14 protein-coding genes and 1 pseudogene are annotated in these 16763 nt (G+C 60.1%); 8 read left to right on the forward strand and 7 right to left on the reverse strand.

All coding sequences use genetic code 11. From position 1 onward, the window contains the following. Window positions 1-26 precede the first annotated feature (26 nt). Window positions 27-812, reverse strand: coding sequence for an IclR family transcriptional regulator (locus tag ACVVH8_RS04895; RefSeq protein ID WP_475228798.1), 786 nt, complete (start codon window positions 810-812; stop codon window positions 27-29). A gap of 165 nt (window positions 813-977) precedes the next feature. On the opposite strand from ACVVH8_RS04895, the gene hmgA reads away from it, so the two are divergent. From hmgA to ACVVH8_RS04915, 4 genes are all read left to right on the forward strand, one after another. Continuing rightward, entirely contained in the window at window positions 978-2282 is a 1305-nt protein-coding gene (gene hmgA, locus ACVVH8_RS04900) for a homogentisate 1,2-dioxygenase (RefSeq protein WP_315446881.1), read from the forward strand. Window positions 2283-2285: 3 nt separating this feature from the next. Continuing rightward, window positions 2286-3590 (forward strand): fumarylacetoacetase, encoded by a 1305-nt coding sequence (gene fahA / locus ACVVH8_RS04905; RefSeq protein WP_475228800.1) that lies wholly within the window; start codon window positions 2286-2288, stop codon window positions 3588-3590. 12 nt (window positions 3591-3602) lie between these two features. After that, entirely contained in the window at window positions 3603-4238 is a 636-nt protein-coding gene (gene maiA / locus ACVVH8_RS04910; RefSeq protein ID WP_475228802.1) for a maleylacetoacetate isomerase, read from the forward strand. Window positions 4239-4398: 160 nt separating this feature from the next. Further along, entirely contained in the window at window positions 4399-5769 is a 1371-nt protein-coding gene (locus tag ACVVH8_RS04915; protein WP_315446882.1) for an MFS transporter, read from the forward strand. Window positions 5770-5871: 102 nt separating this feature from the next. Here ACVVH8_RS04915 and ACVVH8_RS04920 read toward each other — a convergent pair whose 3' ends face one another. Then, window positions 5872-6675, reverse strand: a complete 804-nt coding sequence (locus ACVVH8_RS04920; RefSeq protein WP_475228804.1) for a SirB1 family protein — start codon at window positions 6673-6675, stop codon at window positions 5872-5874. A 185-nt stretch (window positions 6676-6860) separates the two neighbouring features. Here ACVVH8_RS04920 and ACVVH8_RS04925 point away from each other — a divergent pair, with 185 nt between their 5' ends. Continuing rightward, entirely contained in the window at window positions 6861-7880 is a 1020-nt protein-coding gene (locus ACVVH8_RS04925; RefSeq protein ID WP_315446883.1) for a Leu/Phe/Val dehydrogenase, read from the forward strand. Window positions 7881-8017: 137 nt separating this feature from the next. Here the strand turns inward: ACVVH8_RS04925 and ACVVH8_RS04930 are convergent. After that, window positions 8018-8272: pseudogene (locus ACVVH8_RS04930) on the reverse strand (YebG family protein); the annotation flags it as partial. Between the two features lie 299 nt (window positions 8273-8571). Between ACVVH8_RS04930 and ACVVH8_RS04935 the strand changes: the two are divergent. Next, window positions 8572-9072: a phosphate-starvation-inducible protein PsiE gene (locus tag ACVVH8_RS04935; protein WP_201235210.1), complete on the forward strand. Its 501-nt coding sequence runs from the start codon at window positions 8572-8574 to the stop codon at window positions 9070-9072. Here the strand turns inward: ACVVH8_RS04935 and ACVVH8_RS04940 are convergent. The 3 genes from ACVVH8_RS04940 to ACVVH8_RS04950 form a co-directional block, all read right to left on the reverse strand. Beyond that, window positions 9069-9386 (reverse strand): DUF3509 domain-containing protein, encoded by a 318-nt coding sequence (locus ACVVH8_RS04940; protein WP_103305162.1) that lies wholly within the window; start codon window positions 9384-9386, stop codon window positions 9069-9071. The genes ACVVH8_RS04935 and ACVVH8_RS04940 overlap by 4 nt on opposite strands. A gap of 237 nt (window positions 9387-9623) precedes the next feature. Beyond that, window positions 9624-10925 (reverse strand): serine/threonine transporter, encoded by a 1302-nt coding sequence (locus tag ACVVH8_RS04945; protein ID WP_475228806.1) that lies wholly within the window; start codon window positions 10923-10925, stop codon window positions 9624-9626. A gap of 63 nt (window positions 10926-10988) precedes the next feature. Then, window positions 10989-12365 (reverse strand): L-serine ammonia-lyase, encoded by a 1377-nt coding sequence (locus ACVVH8_RS04950; RefSeq protein ID WP_315446885.1) that lies wholly within the window; start codon window positions 12363-12365, stop codon window positions 10989-10991. Window positions 12366-12500: 135 nt separating this feature from the next. On the opposite strand from ACVVH8_RS04950, the gene ACVVH8_RS04955 reads away from it, so the two are divergent. Further along, window positions 12501-13448, forward strand: a complete 948-nt coding sequence (locus ACVVH8_RS04955; protein ID WP_475228809.1) for a LysR substrate-binding domain-containing protein — start codon at window positions 12501-12503, stop codon at window positions 13446-13448. Between the two features lie 200 nt (window positions 13449-13648). Continuing rightward, complete coding sequence (locus ACVVH8_RS04960) at window positions 13649-14056, forward strand: HPF/RaiA family ribosome-associated protein (protein ID WP_103305165.1); 408 nt, start codon at window positions 13649-13651, stop codon at window positions 14054-14056. A gap of 291 nt (window positions 14057-14347) precedes the next feature. Here ACVVH8_RS04960 and fecA read toward each other — a convergent pair whose 3' ends face one another. Next, window positions 14348-16681, reverse strand: coding sequence for a TonB-dependent Fe(3+) dicitrate receptor FecA (gene fecA, locus ACVVH8_RS04965; RefSeq protein WP_475228812.1), 2334 nt, complete (start codon window positions 16679-16681; stop codon window positions 14348-14350). Between the last annotated feature and the right edge of the window lie 82 nt (window positions 16682-16763).

Here is a 16763-nt window from a genome sequence, read left to right on the forward strand (position 1 = left end):
ACCGTCATTCCAGACCGTCGTAATCTTCAAACAGGTTGTTCATACCCCATCCGCCAACTCACGGCCCGCGTCGCAGCCAACAAACGCTGCGCCGCCGGGCCGTTCTCGTCAGCGTGAAACAACGAGGTCGGGCCGACGATGGTCAGCACCGCTGCAACTTGCCCAACCGCGTTGAACACGGGTGCCGACAAGGCATCCACCCCCGGCATCAGCAAACCGTGCACATGATGCAGACCGCGTTCGCGAATCTGTTCACACAGGATGGCGTAAGCCTTTTCATCGGCCAACGGGTGATTGGCAGCAGCGATTTCCTGCTCACGTAATTCGTCGGTTTCCCGATGCGGCAGATAGGCGCTGAACACCAGTCCGGTCGAGGAGCTGAGCAACGGCAACACCGAGCCCAATTGCGTCACCACCGTCACCGCGCGCACCGCCGGTTCTATGTGCACAACGGTTGCACCCTGATTGCCCCACACCGCCAGAAAACAGGTTTCGTTGAGTTCGTCGCGCAATTCGGACAGCGGCAGGGCAGCGACTTTCAGCACGTCCATACTGTTGAGGGCGGCCAGGCCCACGCGCAGCGCCTCACGGCCGAGGCCGTAATGGTTGGTGGCGGTGTTTTGCTCGGCAAACCCCGAGGCGATCAACGCCTGCAAATAGCGATGCACTTTGCTCGCCGGCATCTGTACATGTTCGGCCAGACGTGACAGCGAAGTGGAAGGCGACAATTCGGCCAAAGCCTTAAGGATGTCGGTGCCGACTTCGGCGGAGCGCACTTTCTGTTTGCCGTTACTGTCGCTGGTTTTTTCCATGAGGCTGCCGGGATCCGAAAACGAATGGGCGTCTTTATAGCTTGACGCTGGATAGCGAGCAAATTACGTTATGCGTAATCGAATTACGATAATAACAACCCCGGCGTGCCGAAACCTCTGAGCCAGAGCGATGGGCCACTGCCGACTCCCTGTTCAGGAGGCTCCATGAACCTCGATTCAACCGCGTTGTCGCTGGCCTATCAGTCCGGTTTCGGCAACGAATTCAGCACTGAAGCGTTGCCCGGCGCGCTGCCCGTCGGCCAGAACTCCCCGCAAAAAGCCCCGTACGGCCTCTACACCGAATTGTTCTCCGGCACTGCATTCACCATGACCCGCAGTGAAGCGCGGCGTACCTGGATGTACCGGATACAGCCGTCGGCCAATCACCCGGCATTCGTCAAACTGGAGCGGCAACTGGCCGGTGGTCCGTTGGGTGAAGTGACCCCCAACCGCCTGCGCTGGAACGCGCTGGACATGCCGAGCGAGCCGACCGATTTCATCGACGGTCTGGTGAGCATGGCGGCCAACTCGGGGGCCGATAAGCCCGCCGGGATCAGCATCTATCACTACGCTGCCAACCGTTCGATGGAACGCGTTTTCTTCAACGCCGATGGCGAACTGCTGCTGGTGCCGCAACTGGGGCGCTTGCGTATTGCCACCGAGCTGGGCGTGCTGGACGTCGCGCCGCTGGAAATCGTCGTGCTGCCACGCGGTCTGAAATTCCGCGTCCAATTGCTTGATCCGCAGGCTCGTGGCTACATCGCCGAGAACCACGGTGCGCCGTTGCGCCTGCCCGACCTGGGGCCGATCGGCAGCAATGGCCTGGCCAACCCGCGCGACTTCCTGACCCCGGTCGCCGCCTACGAAAACCTGCAACAACCGACCACGCTTGTGCAGAAATTCCTCGGCCAGTTGTGGGGCACCGAGCTCAATCATTCGCCGCTGAACGTGGTCGCCTGGCATGGCAACAACGTTCCGTACAAATACGACCTGCGCCGGTTCAACACCATCGGCACGGTCAGCTTCGATCATCCGGACCCGTCGATCTTCACGGTGCTGACTTCACCGACCAGTGTGCACGGGCTGGCCAACCTGGATTTCGTGATCTTCCCGCCACGCTGGATGGTCGCCGAGAACACTTTCCGTCCACCGTGGTTCCACCGCAACCTGATGAACGAATTCATGGGCCTGATCCAGGGCGAGTACGACGCCAAGGCCGAAGGCTTTGTGCCCGGCGGCGCCTCCCTGCACAGCTGCATGAGCGCCCACGGTCCGGATGGCGAGACTTGCACCAAAGCGATCAACGCCGCGCTTGCACCGGCGAAGATCGACAACACCATGGCCTTCATGTTCGAGACCAGCCAAGTGTTGCGCCCCAGCCGCTTCGCCCTCGAATGCCCACAACTGCAACCCAATTACGACGCCTGCTGGGCCACGTTGCCCGCCACGTTCGACCCGACCCGGAGATAACCCATGACTCAGAATTCCATCACCCGCAGTTGGGTTGTCTCGGCCAATGGCCACGCCGACTTCCCGTTGCAGAACCTGCCGCTGGGCGTGTTCAGCATCAACGGTTCGGCACCGCGCGCCGGTGTGGCAATCGGCGAACACATCTTCGATCTGCAAGTGGCGCTTGAGGCCGGATTGTTCGACGGCGCCGCACGCAGCGCGGTCGAAGCCATGCACGGCGGCCAGTTGAACGCGTTCTTCGAACTCGGTCGCGAAGCGCGGGTGGCCTTGCGCGGGCGCCTGCTGGAATTGTTCAGCGAAGGCAGCACCCATCGCGGCAACATCGAAGCCCAGGGCGCGAAACTGCTGCCACTGGCCGCCGATTGCCAGATGCAGCTGCCGGCGCGCATCAGCGATTACACCGACTTCTACGTCGGCATCGAGCACGCGCAGAACGTCGGCAAACTGTTCCGTCCGGACAACCCATTGCTGCCGAACTACAAACACGTACCGATTGGCTACCACGGCCGCGCCTCCACCGTGCGCGCCTCCGGCACCGACGTGCGCCGCCCGAAAGGCCAGACCTTGCCGGCGGGCGCGACGGAGCCGACTTTCGGCCCGTGCGCACGTCTGGACTATGAACTGGAACTGGGCATCTGGATCGGTCAGGGCAACGAGATGGGCGAGTCGATTGCAATTGGCGATGCCGCCGAGCACATCGCCGGTTTCTGTCTGCTCAACGACTGGTCGGCCCGCGATATCCAGGCCTGGGAATACCAGCCGCTGGGGCCGTTCCTGTCAAAGAGTTTTATCACCAGCGTTTCGCCGTGGGTCGTCACCGCTGAGGCGCTGGCGCCGTTCCGCACCGCGCAACCCGCGCGTCCTGAAGGTGATCCACAACCACTGCCGTATCTGTTCGACAAGCGCGATCAGGAGGGCGGTGCGTTCGACATCGAACTGGAGGTGCTCCTGCTCACCGAACGCATGCGCGAGCAAAACCTGCCAGCCCATCGCCTGACCCTGAGCAACACCCGCCACATGTACTGGACCGTTGCGCAAATGGTCGCGCACCACAGCGTCAACGGTTGCCAGTTGCAGGCCGGTGATCTGTTTGGTTCGGGCACGTTGTCCGGCCCTGAAAGCGGTCAGTTCGGCAGTCTGCTGGAAATCACCGAGGGCGGCAAAAAGCCGATCGAACTGGCGTCCGGCGAAGTGCGCAAATTCCTTGAGGACGGTGACGAAATCATCCTGCGCGCCCGTTGCGCCCGTGACGGTTTTGCCTCCATCGGCTTCGGCGAGTGCCGCGGCAAAGTCTTGGCGGCACGCTGACAGGAGCGGCTCATGGATCTCTATACCTATTACCGTTCGACCTCGTCGTATCGGGTGCGGATCGCGCTGGCACTCAAGGGCCTCGACTATCAGGCGTTGCCGGTCAATCTGATCGCGCCGTCCGGCGGCGAGCATCGGCAAGCGGCGTATCTGGCGATCAATCCACAGGGCCGCGTGCCGGCCTTGCGCACCGATGAAGGCGAATTGCTGATCCAGTCACCGGCGATCATCGAGTACCTGGAAGAGCGGTATCCACAGCAGCCGCTGTTGCCGGATGATCTCGCCGCTCGCGCCCATGTGCGTGGCGTGGCGGCAGTGATCGGCTGCGATGTGCATCCGCTGCACAACGTCAGCGTGCTTAATCGGTTGCGTCAGTTGGGGCACGAAGAGCCGCAGGTGGTGGAGTGGATCAGTCACTGGATTGGCCAAGGCCTGGCCACGGTGGAGCAGTTGATCGGCGACAGTGGTTTCTGTTTCGGCGAGTGGCCGTGTGTGGCTGACGTCTACCTGATCCCGCAGTTGTATGCGGCCGAGCGATTCAATGTTTCGCTGGAGGCTTATCCGCGGATTCGCCGGGTTGCTGCGCTGGCTGCCGAGCATCCAGCCTTTATCAAGGCCCACCCGGCCAACCAACCCGATACACCTTAAGCTCCAAACAAAAAACTGTGGGAGCGGGCTTGCCCGCGATAGCGATTTATCAGTCACCTCTATGTCGGGTGCACTGCCGCCATCGCGGGCAAGCCCGCTCCCACAGGGGGTAATGCCAGCTTCAACCAAAAAATCATAAAAACAAAACAGGTACCTTGCGATGCATAACCAGATTGCCAGCTTCCGGGCGGCACTCGACGCCCGCCCTGTGTCCCGCTATCAGTGGTTGCTCTTGATCCTGCTCGCCTTGCTGCTGGTCACCGACGGTTACGACGCCCAGGTGCTTGGCTACGTGGTGCCAGCGCTGGCGCAGGATTGGGGACTGGAGAAATCTGCGTTCGGTCCGGTGTTCAGCGCCAACCTGCTCGGTCTTACCCTTGGTTCCCTCGCTGTCACGCCATTGGCAGACCGTTTCGGTGTGCGCCGGATTCTCCTCGCCTGCGTACTGATCTACGCCACCCTCACCGTGCTTATGGTGTTCGCTGACTCGTTGAATACGCTGATGATCGCGCGCTTTATCTGCGGGATCGGCATGGGCGGCGCGATGCCTAGTGCCATGGCGTTGATGTCGGAATATTCGCCGCCGCGCCTGCGTACATTGATGGTGACGTTGGCCGCATGCGGTTTCTCGTTTGGCGGCGCGGCGGGTGGGTTTGTCGCGGCCGGGTTCATCGACCAGTTCGGCTGGCAAGCGGTGTTCCTCGCCGGTGGCGTCACGCCGTTGCTGCTGTTTCCATTCCTGTGGTGGATGTTGCCGGAATCCTTGCCGCGTTTGTTGCGCGATGCACCGCCGTATGTGCGTCTGCGTAAGGTAACTGCGCGGATGCTGCCGGACTGGCAACCGCCGGCGGCGTCCATCGAGCAAAACCAGCGGGAGCAGGGCAGCAAGCTGACCGTGGTCGAGTTGTTCCGCAACGGTTACGCACGGCCGACTCTGCTGATCTGGGCGACGTTCTTTGTCAGCCTGATTCTGCTGTACTTCATGATCAGCTGGCTGCCGACGCTGCTGCTGGAGAGTGGCCTGAAACTCAACGAGGCCAATCTGGTAACGTCGATGTTCCTGTTCGCCGGCACTTTGGGCGCGATCTGCATGGCCTGGTTTGCCGACCGCTTGAAGCGCAAGGTCCGCCTGCTGTCCGGCGTCCTGGCGGGCGCTGCGCTGTGCACGATCCTGCTGGGGCTCAATCACGACAATCCGCGTTATCTGGTGGCCTGCGTGTTCGCCGCAGGGTTCTGCATCATCGGCGGGCAACTGACGCTGAATGCGTTCGCGAGTAATTTCTACCCTGCGCACGTTCGTGCCACGGGCACTGGCTGGGCGCTGGGTGTGGGGCGATTCGGTTCGATTCTCGGGCCGCTGTTTGGCAGTCTGCTGCTGGCGATGCACATTCCGGTGGAGCAGATTTTTTTCTTCTGCGCGATTCCGGCGGTGATTGCTGCACTGCTGATCATTCAGGTGCGTTCGCCCAATGACACACGCATATCCAATGTGGGAGCGAGCCTGCTCGCGAAGAACGATAACACGGTGTAACTGAAAGACCGCGCCGCCTGCTCGCGATGAGGGTGTGTCAGTTATTAATGATCCGACTGACCCACCGCTATCGCGAGCAGGCTCACTCCTACAAAAATCGTTTCAGTGGACAACCGAGTTCGGCGGGAGATGGCCGAGGCGCTCGGTCAGGCGCAGTCGCTGGATCGGATCGTCACTGAGCAACAAGGCATGTTCCAGATCGAAACGCTCGGCGTTCGGGCAGTCGAGCCGTTGATACAGACTGGCGCGGGCGAGGTAATCGGCGACGCCGGCATTGCCCAGTTCGAGCACGCGCTCGGCGTCGATCAACGCGGCGATGAAGTCATCGTGGGTCAGGTGCAACTGACGCAAGTTGCGCGACAGGCGCTGCAGCATCTGCACCGGCGTCGCCGTCAGCAAATGCTCGGCGTTGAGCTTCATGTTCGGCCCGTACTGGCGTTGCAGCAGTTCGCGACAGTCATTGGGATACAGGCGTCGACCACCGCAAGGGTCAAGCAAGTGATCGGCTCCGGGCACGCGCAGCAGGAAGTGCCCGGGGAAGTTGACGCCGACCAGTGGAATCTCCAGACCGCGCGCCAGCTCCAGGGCAATCAGCGCCAACGTCAACGGCTGACCACGCCGGGTCTGCAACACTTTATGCAGCAGGGCTGCCTGCGGACGTAGCGGCAGAAAGTCATCCTGGGCAAAACCCAGATCCGTCATGCGTCGCAACAATGGCTGCGCCAGTTCGCTGACCGGAAGCATCGGCAAGCCGTAACTGACCCGTTGTTGCAGCTCCTTGAACTCTTGCAGCAGCGCTTCGGGATCAAGCGCTTTTTCGTGCTCGGCGGCCATCCACAGTGCGGCTTCCAACAGCGCGGGCGGCGAACGGTGCAGACAGGCGAAAAAACGTTGGCGCGGACTCATCACAATCTCCGGGGAATGCCTCGTTTTAGCCCCGTCCGCGCCATTCGTCCAGTGCGTGGTTATGCGCGTCCTGGGTTATGCCGCAAAGCGGTTGTCAGCTGTTGTGCTTATTCCGGTGCGCTCCAGCAATTTTCAGGCGCAAGCCTATACTGGCGTTCTACAAGAAGTGATTCGGGAGCCCAACGATGTTTGCGCTCATGCAAAGCACTCGCCTGGAATCGCTGCACCTTAGCGTCGACCCGGTTTCCGGGTTGAAGGCGGTCATTGCCATCCACAACAGTCGTCTCGGGCCAGCCCTGGGCGGATGTCGTTATCTTGCCTATCCCAATGATGAATCGGCGGTTGAAGACGCGATTCGCCTCGCTCAGGGCATGAGCTACAAAGCCGCGCTGGCGGGCCTGCCGCAGGGCGGTGGCGTCGCGGTGATCGTGCGTCCGGTGCATGTGGAAAATCGCGGCGCGCTGTTCGAAGCCTTCGGCCGTTGCATCGATCAGCTCGACGGTCGCTATATCACCGCCATCGACAGCGGCACCTCGGTGGCGGACATGGACTGCATTGCCCAGCAAACCCGGCACGTCACCAGCACCACCTCGGCGGGGGATCCCGCGCCGCATGCGGCCATGGGCGTGTTCACCGGAATTCGCGCCACGGCGATGGCGCGGTTGGGCAGCGATAATCTGGAAGGCTTGCGCGTGGCGATCCAGGGTCTGGGTAATGTCGGTTATGCGCTGGCCGAGCAACTGCATGCAGCCGGGGCTGAATTGCTGGTCAGCGACATCGACCACGGCAAGGTGCAACTGGCAATGGAACAGCTCAATGCGCACCCGATCGCCAACGATGCGTTGCTCAGCACGCCGTGTGACATTCTCGCGCCGTGTGGATTGGGTGGGGTGCTCAACAGTCACACGGTCACGCAACTGCGTTGCTCGGCAGTGGCCGGGTCGGCCAATAATCAGCTGACGCATCTGGATGTCGCCGATCAGCTTGAGCGGCGTGGCATTCTTTATGCGCCGGACTATGTGATCAATGCGGGGGGACTGATTTACGTCTCGCTGAAACATCGCGGCGAGGAGTTGAACACGATAACCGCACACCTTTCTAAAATCAGTTCGCGGCTGACCGAGGTATTCGCCCATGCGCAGGCGGAGAAACGTTCGCCGGCGCGGGTGGCGGATGAGTTGGCCGAGCGGGTTTTGTATCGCTGAAAAGCAAAAGATCGCAGCCTTTCGGGGCTGCGATCTTTCCAATTTGAACGGTGTTACTTGGCTGCTTTCGCCGCTTTTGCAGGTTTGACCGGCGCTTCAGCCGTTTCTTGCGCATCAGCAACGTCAGCCACTGGCTCTGCCGGCGCATTGATCAGCTCCGACAGTGCATCAGGCTGGCTCTTGAACGCCTTGGCGAACACATCGCGATTCTTCGCCATGTAAATTCCGACTTCTTCAACCTGCTGCTCGTTCAGCGACGGCACGGCTTTTTGCAACACTTCAGACAGCATCTCGGCCAGTTCGAGCATTTTGTCATGACGGTCAGCTTCGGCTTTATCCATGAACAAGCGCTCCAGATCTCGGCTGCTGCGGTATACCACTTCGACGGCCATTCACCACCTCACATGCCTTCACATTTAGTTGTCTTTGCGACTACTGTATCTATATACAGCGAAAAGGATAAGCGAATCCCTGCGCTTTGGGTAGCGGCTTTTCAATGTAGACCGGATTTGAAGTTTGTCAGCCTCGTCGGACGTTGGCCGCATGCGGTGCGACCAAACGCCACGGCGCGGGTTTTGTGGCAGCTCGCCATGATGGCGTGGCCTCTTTTCTGCATGAAACTGCAAACGTGCAGAAAAACCGTCACGTCCAACACGCATCATCCGCTCGAATCGGGCTAAGGAACTTCATCGTGAAAATAAACTGGGCCGAGAAATTGCGGCAAAACGTGCATCAACTGGCCGAGTCCCTGGGTAACCTGTTCGTCGAGACCTTCCACTATCTGGCGCTGTTCGCCATCGGTGCGGTCACGGCGTGGGCGGCGGTGATGGAGTTTCTCGGGATGCTCGAGGAAGGCCACATCAAGATCGATGACATTCTTTTGCTGTTCATCTATCTGGAACTGGGCGCAATGGTCGGGATTTATTTCAAGACCAACCACATGCCGGTGCGCTTCCTGATCTACGTGGCGATCACTGCGCTGACGCGTCTGCTGATCTCCAACGTCTCGCACCACAACCCGCCGGACATGGGCATCATCTACCTGTGCGGCGGGATTCTGCTGCTGGCGTTGTCGATTCTGGTGGTGCGTTACGCCTCGTCACAATTTCCTTCGGTGAAGATCGAACACCCGCAACGCAAGATCGGTACGGGGTCCGGTGAGCATCCTGAGGTGGAAAAGGGCGAACTCTAAAGCCCGGCCACTTGCCGTGGCTGGCCTTTGAGCAGCGGCGGTGGCGGGGTCATTCCGTCGCCGCTGGTCATCGCTTCGAGAATCGCCATGGCACTGTGGCCCTGCTCGATGGCGATACCGAACTGAATGCTCTGCACCAGCAGTTTGAGGCGTTTGGGATCGTTGCGCTGTTCGGCGCTGATCATCCGTTTGGCCACGATCCGGCCGCCGTTGGACAGGGTCAGCATGATGCTGCCGTCCAGGCCTTGAATGCTCAGGTTGATCTGATAGTCCGGCGCGAAGGCATCGGTAATGATCTGAAAAGGATTGTCCATGATGCGTCACCGCCTGATTGAACGTGCAGTTGTTGACCGGCCGGGATCGGGTTGGTTCGCCAAACCGGATCATCGGCCATTCCGTGGTCTGTATCGTTGCTTCATGTAGGAGCTGCCGAACCTGCCGCAACTCCTACAGGGGATGTAGCAAGGGACATGCCGGGAAAATTGTCGAACAACGAAACCGGACAAAAACAAGGCGAGCCCATGGCTCGCCTTGTTCATTTACGGGCCGTTTCAGGGCACGACCGAGAAGATGATCGCTGACAGTGCAATCAGGCCGATCAGCACGACAAACACGTTGGAGGCCTGACCCGAATACTGGCGCAAGGCTGGCACACGGCGGATGGCGTACATCGGCATCAGGAACAACAGGCAGGCAATCACCGGGCCGCCGAGGTTTTCGATCATGCCGAGGATGCTTGGGTTGAATGTCGCCACAGCCCAGCAACTGAGGATCATGAACAGCGCGGTGGCACGATTGAGCCAGCTCGCCGACATCACTCGACCGCGACTGCGCAGGCTCTTCACGATCATGCCCTGGAAACCTTCGCTGGCGCCGATGTAGTGGCCGAGGAAGGACTTGGTGATCGCCACCAGCGCAATCAACGGCGCGGCGTAAGCGATGACCGGGGTCTGGAAGTGGTTGGCCAGGTACGACAGGATCGAAATGTTCTGTGCCTTGGCCGCCGCGAGATCCGCTGGCGACAGCGCCAGCACGCAACTGAAGCAGAAGAACATTACCGTCACCACCATCATGCCGTGGGCCATGGCGAGGATGCCGCTGCTCTTGCGTTCGGCCTGCGCGCCGTAGCGCTGCTTCTGGTCAACCGCGAACGCCGAGATGATCGGCGAATGGTTGAACGAGAACACCATCACCGGGATCGCCAGCCACAATGTCTTGAGGAACACCGACATCGGCACGGCCTCTTGAGCACTGGCAAAGAATGCGCCGTTCCAGTTCGGGATCAGGCTGATTGCGAGCAGCAGCAACGCCGCGACAAACGGATAAACCAGCACGCTCATGGCTTTGACGATGACGCTCTGGCCGCAGCGCACAATCGCCATCAGACCCAGAATCAACGCCAGCGAAAGGATCGCCCGGGGTGGCGGGGCAATGTGCAACTGGTGTTCGAGGAAGCTGCTCAAGGTGTTGGTCAACGCCACGCTGTACACCAGCAGGATCGGGAAGATCGCGAAGAAATACAGCAGCGTGATCAGTTTGCCGGCACCGATGCCGAAGTGTTCTTCGACCACTTCGGTGATGTCCCCGGAACGCCCGGACAGCACGAATCGGGTCAGGCCACGGTGGGCAAAAAACGTCATCGGGAACGCCAGCACGGCGAGAATCAGCAGCGGCCAGAAACCACCGACGCCAGCGTTGATCGGCAGGAACAGGGTGCCGGCACCGATGGCGGTGCCATACAGGCCAAGCATCCAGGTGGTGTCGAATTTGCTCCAGCCCTTGTGGGCGGTTTCTGTTTTGCCTGTGAGGTCTACAGCGGGATTTTCGGCAGCAGGTGTACGTACATCGGTCATCGGTATCGCCTCGTTATTATTTTTGCTCGGGCTCACGTGTTGCGGACGGTCAGGGAGTACTCCTCAGCACTCCACCCAGCTCACAGCCAGGCCGCCCCGTGAAGTCTCTTTGTATTTGTCGTGCATGTCGGCGCCGGTATCGCGCATGGTGCGGATCACCCGGTCGAGGGAAATAAAGTGGTTGCCGTCGCCGCGCAGCGCCATTTGCGTGGCGTTGATCGCTTTTACGGCGGCGATGGCGTTGCGCTCGATGCACGGCACCTGCACAAGTCCGCCGACCGGGTCGCAGGTCAGGCCGAGGTTATGTTCCAGGCCGATTTCGGCGGCGTTTTCCAATTGCTCCGGGGTGGCGCCCAGCACTTCGGCCAAGCCCGCAGCGGCCATGGCGCACGCTGAACCGACCTCACCTTGGCAGCCGACTTCAGCGCCGGAGATCGAGGCATTTTTCTTACACAGAATGCCGACCGCCGCCGCACCCATGAAGAAGGCGACGACATCATCGTCAGACGCGTCCGGGTTGAATTTCATGTAGTAGTGCAGAACCGCCGGAATGATCCCGGCCGCGCCGTTGGTCGGCGCAGTGACCATGCGCCCGCCCGCGGCGTTCTCTTCGTTGACGGCGAGGGCGAACAGGTTGACCCACTCCATCGCCGACAGCGTCGAACTGATGACATTCGGTTTGCCGATTTCCAACAGGCTGCGATGCAGTTTCGCCGCACGACGCGGCACATTCAGACCGCCGGGCAGGATGCCTTCGTGGCGCAGGCCTTGCTCGACACACTCGCGCATCACCGACCAGATGTGCAGCAAACCTTTACGGATTTCATCGTCGCTGCGCCAGGCCCGTTCGTTGGCCATCATCAGCTCGGACACCCGCAGATTGTGCTGTTTGCACAGCGACAGCAGCTCGGCGGCGCTGGAGAAATCGTAAGGCAACTCGACGTCGCCGGCCGGGGAGACGCCAGACTCGGCTTCCGCCGCTTCAATGATGAAACCGCCGCCGATCGAGTAGTACGTTTGCGTGAACAGCTCGGCGCTTTCGCCGAAGGCTGTCAGCGACATGGCGTTGGGGTGGTAGGGCAGGCTCTCGTCCAGCAGCAGGAGATCGTGCTGCCAGTCGAAGGCAATCTCTCTTTGCCCGGCCAGGGACAGCAGACCGGTTTCGCGCAGTTGCTGAATTCGAGGGTCGATGGTTGACGGATCGATGCTGTCCGGCCATTCGCCCATCAGCCCCATGACCGTGGCGCGGTCGGTGGCATGGCCGACGCCGGTGGCTGATAGCGAACCGTACAAGCGGATTTCCACACGCTTCACGTCGAGCAGCAAATGCTGGTCGATCAGCGCCTGGGCGAAGGTCGCGGCGGCGCGCATCGGGCCAACGGTGTGGGAACTGGACGGACCGATGCCGACCTTGAATAAATCGAAAACACTGATAGCCATGCTAAAGCCTTACAAGCAATGGAGTGGGAATCGCCGCCATTTTTTGTAGGACAAGCGCAATGTCGGCGATACTGCCTACCTCGCTTCAACGTGACTAACGAAATTTCCTAAGTAAGCCTTTAGCAGGACTAAACAATGAGTCGTCAATTGCATGCACAGACCTACGTCTGGCTGCAGGTGTTTTCCTGTGCCGCGCGGCACTTGTCGTTCACCCGTTGCGCCGAGGAACTGCACATCACCCCGGGGGCGGTCAGTCAGCAGATCCGCCAACTGGAGGAGCGCCTTGGCTTTCGCCTGTTTCATCGGCGCGCACGCGGTGTGGAGCTGAGCGCTGAAGGCCAGCGGCTAGCGATTACGGTCAATGAGGCGTACGGCAGCATTGACGCGGAATTGCGTCGGCTCGATGCCGGAATGATCAGCGGGATTTTGCGGGTGCGTTCGATTCCGTCGTTCCTCAGTAAATGGCTGACCCCGCGTCTGCCACGCCTGCAACAGCGCTACCCGGACATCCAGTTGAGATTGGTCGCCGAGGACAGCAGCGTGCCGTTGCACGAGGGCGACTTTGACTTGGCGATCGATCTGAACGACGGCAGCTATCCGGGACTGTTATCCACAGCCTTGCTTGATGAGCAGATTTTCCCGGTGTGTGCCCCGAGCCTGTTGCGCGGGCGGCCACCGCTGCACGGGCCGGCGGATCTGGTGCATTTCCCGTTGCTGCACGACATCACCGCCTGGCGTGGCAGTTACGAATATGCGGAGTGGGAGTTCTATCTCAACGCCATCGGCTTCGAAGGCGCCGACGTACGGCGCGGGCACACCTTCAATCGCAATCACCTGACCATCGAAGCGGCGATTGCCGGCATGGGCGTGGCGATTGCGCGGCGCACGCTGCTCAACGATGAGCTGGAGCGGGGCACCTTGATTGTGCCGTTCGGGCTGTCAGTGCCCAACCACAAACGTTACGTTCTGCTCTATGCGCCGGGGGCGTTGAGCCATCCGGGCGTGCGGGCGGTGCATGACTGGCTGGTGGAGGAAGCGGGGATTTTTCGCAGCTTGCACCCGTTGAATGAAGGGCAATTGTGAGCAAATTTTGCAGGGTTGCGAGGCGACCCAACTCCCGACCTTACCAGTGACTTGCTTGGTTGTCCGGCTTTTTTTGCGAATGAATATTTATCTTTTTTCAGGGGTTGAAATGTTTGGCTGTCGGGCCGATTGTTGTAACCAAGAGGTCAGGAAAATATGTTTACGGCCTCTCGCGAGCTAGCTGAAATAAGGGATGAACTATGCAAATCCAAGTCAACAGCGATAACCATATTCAAAGTAGTCAACGACTGGAGGAGTGGGTACGTACAACCATTGAGAGCACGCTCGAACGTTATGAAGAAGACCTGACCCGTGTCGAAGTCCATCTGAGCGACGAGAACGGTGACAAGCCAGGTCCCCATGACATGCGCTGCCAACTGGAAGCGCGGCCAAAAGGCCATCAACCGATTTCCGTGACCCACAAGGCCGATTCGCTGGAACAGGCGATCGACGGTGCAGCCGAAAAACTGGAGCACGCACTGGAGCACTTGTTTGGCAAACTGCGGGGCAAACCCCGTGCCGCCATTGTGCCATTTACCAGCAAGGCGAACGACGCGCTGCTGGAGGAAGAATTTCTGGAGAATGAACAGGCAGCGATCAACAGTTGATCCGCTGATTCCATAAGCCACCCAATGAGAACGGGCCTGCGCAAGCAGGCCCGTTTTTGTTCGTGTGGCTGGATGGTTTTTGGGTATGGCATGAGAAAGCAGCCCCTCACCCCAGCCCTCTCCCGGTGGGAGAGGGGGTCGACCGAAGTGTCTGAAGAGGTGCGTCGACCTGAAAGACCGAGTCGATTCTGGATTCCGCACAGTACTTTCAGGTCGGTATATTTCTCAAGCATCCCCTAATCAGTCCCCTCTCCCTCGGGGAGAGGGTTAGGGTGAGGGGCTTTTCAAACCTCAGAACGCAACCGATGTCTGCACATAAACCGTTCGCGGCTCACCTACATACTTGCCCTTGTTGTTGTCATCAAACGAGCGGGTGAAATACTGGGTGTTGAAGATGTTCTTCACCCCCACCGCCACATTCAGATCCGACAACTGCGGGCCGAAGTCATACCCGGCGCGGCTGCTGAACAGCATGTAGCCGGGGATCTTGCCGGTACTGCCGTCAGCGCTTTCCTTCGAGGTATTGGCATTGTCGGCGAACTGGTCGCTCTGGAAGCTGCTGTCCAGATTCAACTTCCAGGGTCCCTCTGTGTAGCCAACGCCAATAGTGCCTTTGTGCTTCGAAGAGAACGGCACGCGGTTGCCTTTGTTCGGCCCGTCTTCACGGATGGTTGCGTCGACGTAGGCGTAAGAGGCGTAGACATCGAAACCGGCCAGCGCCGGGCTCAAGTCATCGAGGGCGTAATTGACGCTGGTCTCGATGCCCTGATGACGGGTTTCGCCACGGGCGATTACCGAATCGTTGGTCTGGTTGCTCTCGTACTGATTGTCGAAGTTGATCAGGAACGCGCCAATCTCTGCGCGTAACGCGCCGTTGTCGTAGCGAGTGCCGAGTTCCCAGGTGCGGGCCTTTTCCGGTTTGACTTCGCCACTGCTCACGCGGTTGGGCATCTGGCTGTATTGCACGCTGCCGAAGGAGCCTTCGGTGTTGGCGTACAGATTCCAGCTGTCGTTCAGGTGATAAAGCACGTTCAACGCCGGCAGTGCGGTGTTGTAGTCACCCTTGTATTTGACGTTGGTCAGGTTGTTGGTCTGTTGCGACTCGATCATCTCGTAGCGCACGCCCGGGGTGATCGTCCATTTGCCGATGTCGATGCGGTCGTCGACAAAGAACGCGTTGGCTTCGGTGCCGCCGCGTGTATCGCGGTCGTTGCGGCTACTGGTGGTCGGGTATTCATTGCTGCTGATCGGCGTGCGATAGCGCAACTCGTGGCCGGCCTCGTTGATGTAGCGGTAGCCAACGCCGACTTCATGGCTGGTCGGGCCAAGGTCGAAGCCTTGGGCGAAACGGGTTTCCAGACCGCGAACCCAATATTCGCGCGGCGATAGCGACAGGAACGTGCCCTGATCCAGATAACCGCTGCGCAGGGTTTTGGTGAAGAAGGTATTGGCGGTGAATTCGCGGCGATCTTCCTGGTAGCGATAGCCGAAGTTGAACATCGTGCGACGGCCCCAGAACTGGTCTTTCGGACGCGTGGACTGATACGGATCGGCATCGTAATCGGCAACGTTCAAACCGCCGGGCATGTCAGCCTTGCCTTCGTAATATTGGGCCATGGCATTGAAGCTGTTGGCCTCGTCGAGCTGGTATTTGCCCTTGAGGATCAGGTCGTCGATTTCGGTGTCGCTGTGCTCACGCCAGTCGCCGCCACGGGTGCCGGAATACAACAGCGCGCCACCCAGTCCGTTCTCGTTGGTGCCACCGGCGAGCAGATTGGCGCTGGTCTTGAAGCCGTCATGGCTCGACGAGGGACTGGTTTCCGTCTGGAAACCACCTTTGACGGTCGGTTCGTCGGGAATCGCTCGGGTCACGAAGTTGACCACGCCGCCGACGTTCTGCGGGCCGTAGCGCACCGCGCCGCCACCACGCACCACGTCCACGGCGTCCATGTTGCCCATGCTGATCGGCGCGAACGAAAGTTGCGGCTGGCCGTAAGGTGCGAACGGCACCGGGATGCCGTCCATCAACACCGTCGAACGCGCGGCGAGGCGTGGATTGAGCCCGCGAATGCCGAAGTTCAGCGCCATGTCGTGGCTGCCGGTGCCGTTGTTTTCCGGGGCGTTTACACCGGGAATGCGGTTGAGCACATCACGCGCCTGGGTGGCGCCCTGGCGTTCGAATTCTTCACGACGGATCACGTCGCGAGCGCCGGGGTGTTCGAACACGTTGATTTGCTGCGCATCGCCGAGCCAGTCGCCAACCACTTTCGAGGTGTCCAGCTCAAGCGCGGTGTCACCCGCCGGTTGCAGGCTGAAGGCGTTATCGCCCTCGGCGCGGGCTTGCAGGCCGGTGCCTTCGAGCAATGTGTTGAGACCTTGTGTGATCGTGTAGTTACCTTCCAGGCCACGGCTTTGTACGCCGCTGGTGACTTGCGAGCCGAACGAAATCAGCACCCCGGCTTCACGGCCAAACTGATTGAGGGCGTTTTCCAGCGCTGACGGCGCGATGTGATAGGCCTTGGCATCGGCAGCCATTGCAGCGGGCAGGGCGCTGAAACTCAGGCTGGCGCCGAGGATAAGGTTGCGCAGGCTGCGGGCCAGTGGCGTGAGGCGGGTGGGGTGCATGGTGGCTGATCCTGAGAAGGTTGAATCAAGGGGGGCTTTCCTTCTCTGTCACGCCAGATCTGAAAAACGGCTCACGCATTAC

It is taken from the genome of Pseudomonas trutticola BRTCR10 (assembly GCF_056155105.1).

Coding starts and splice junctions, on each gene's coding strand:
- ACVVH8_RS04895 (WP_475228798.1), bottom strand. CDS start 812: ATGGAAAAAACCAGCGACAGTAACGGCAAACAGAAAGTGCGCTCCGCC.
- hmgA (WP_315446881.1), top strand. CDS start 978: ATGAACCTCGATTCAACCGCGTTGTCGCTGGCCTATCAGTCCGGTTTC.
- fahA (WP_475228800.1), top strand. CDS start 2,286: ATGACTCAGAATTCCATCACCCGCAGTTGGGTTGTCTCGGCCAATGGC.
- maiA (WP_475228802.1), top strand. CDS start 3,603: ATGGATCTCTATACCTATTACCGTTCGACCTCGTCGTATCGGGTGCGG.
- ACVVH8_RS04915 (WP_315446882.1), top strand. CDS start 4,399: ATGCATAACCAGATTGCCAGCTTCCGGGCGGCACTCGACGCCCGCCCT.
- ACVVH8_RS04920 (WP_475228804.1), bottom strand. CDS start 6,675: ATGAGTCCGCGCCAACGTTTTTTCGCCTGTCTGCACCGTTCGCCGCCC.
- ACVVH8_RS04925 (WP_315446883.1), top strand. CDS start 6,861: ATGTTTGCGCTCATGCAAAGCACTCGCCTGGAATCGCTGCACCTTAGC.
- ACVVH8_RS04940 (WP_103305162.1), bottom strand. CDS start 9,386: ATGGACAATCCTTTTCAGATCATTACCGATGCCTTCGCGCCGGACTAT.
- ACVVH8_RS04945 (WP_475228806.1), bottom strand. CDS start 10,925: ATGACCGATGTACGTACACCTGCTGCCGAAAATCCCGCTGTAGACCTC.
- ACVVH8_RS04950 (WP_315446885.1), bottom strand. CDS start 12,365: ATGGCTATCAGTGTTTTCGATTTATTCAAGGTCGGCATCGGTCCGTCC.
- ACVVH8_RS04955 (WP_475228809.1), top strand. CDS start 12,501: ATGAGTCGTCAATTGCATGCACAGACCTACGTCTGGCTGCAGGTGTTT.
- ACVVH8_RS04960 (WP_103305165.1), top strand. CDS start 13,649: ATGCAAATCCAAGTCAACAGCGATAACCATATTCAAAGTAGTCAACGA.
- fecA (WP_475228812.1), bottom strand. CDS start 16,681: ATGCACCCCACCCGCCTCACGCCACTGGCCCGCAGCCTGCGCAACCTT.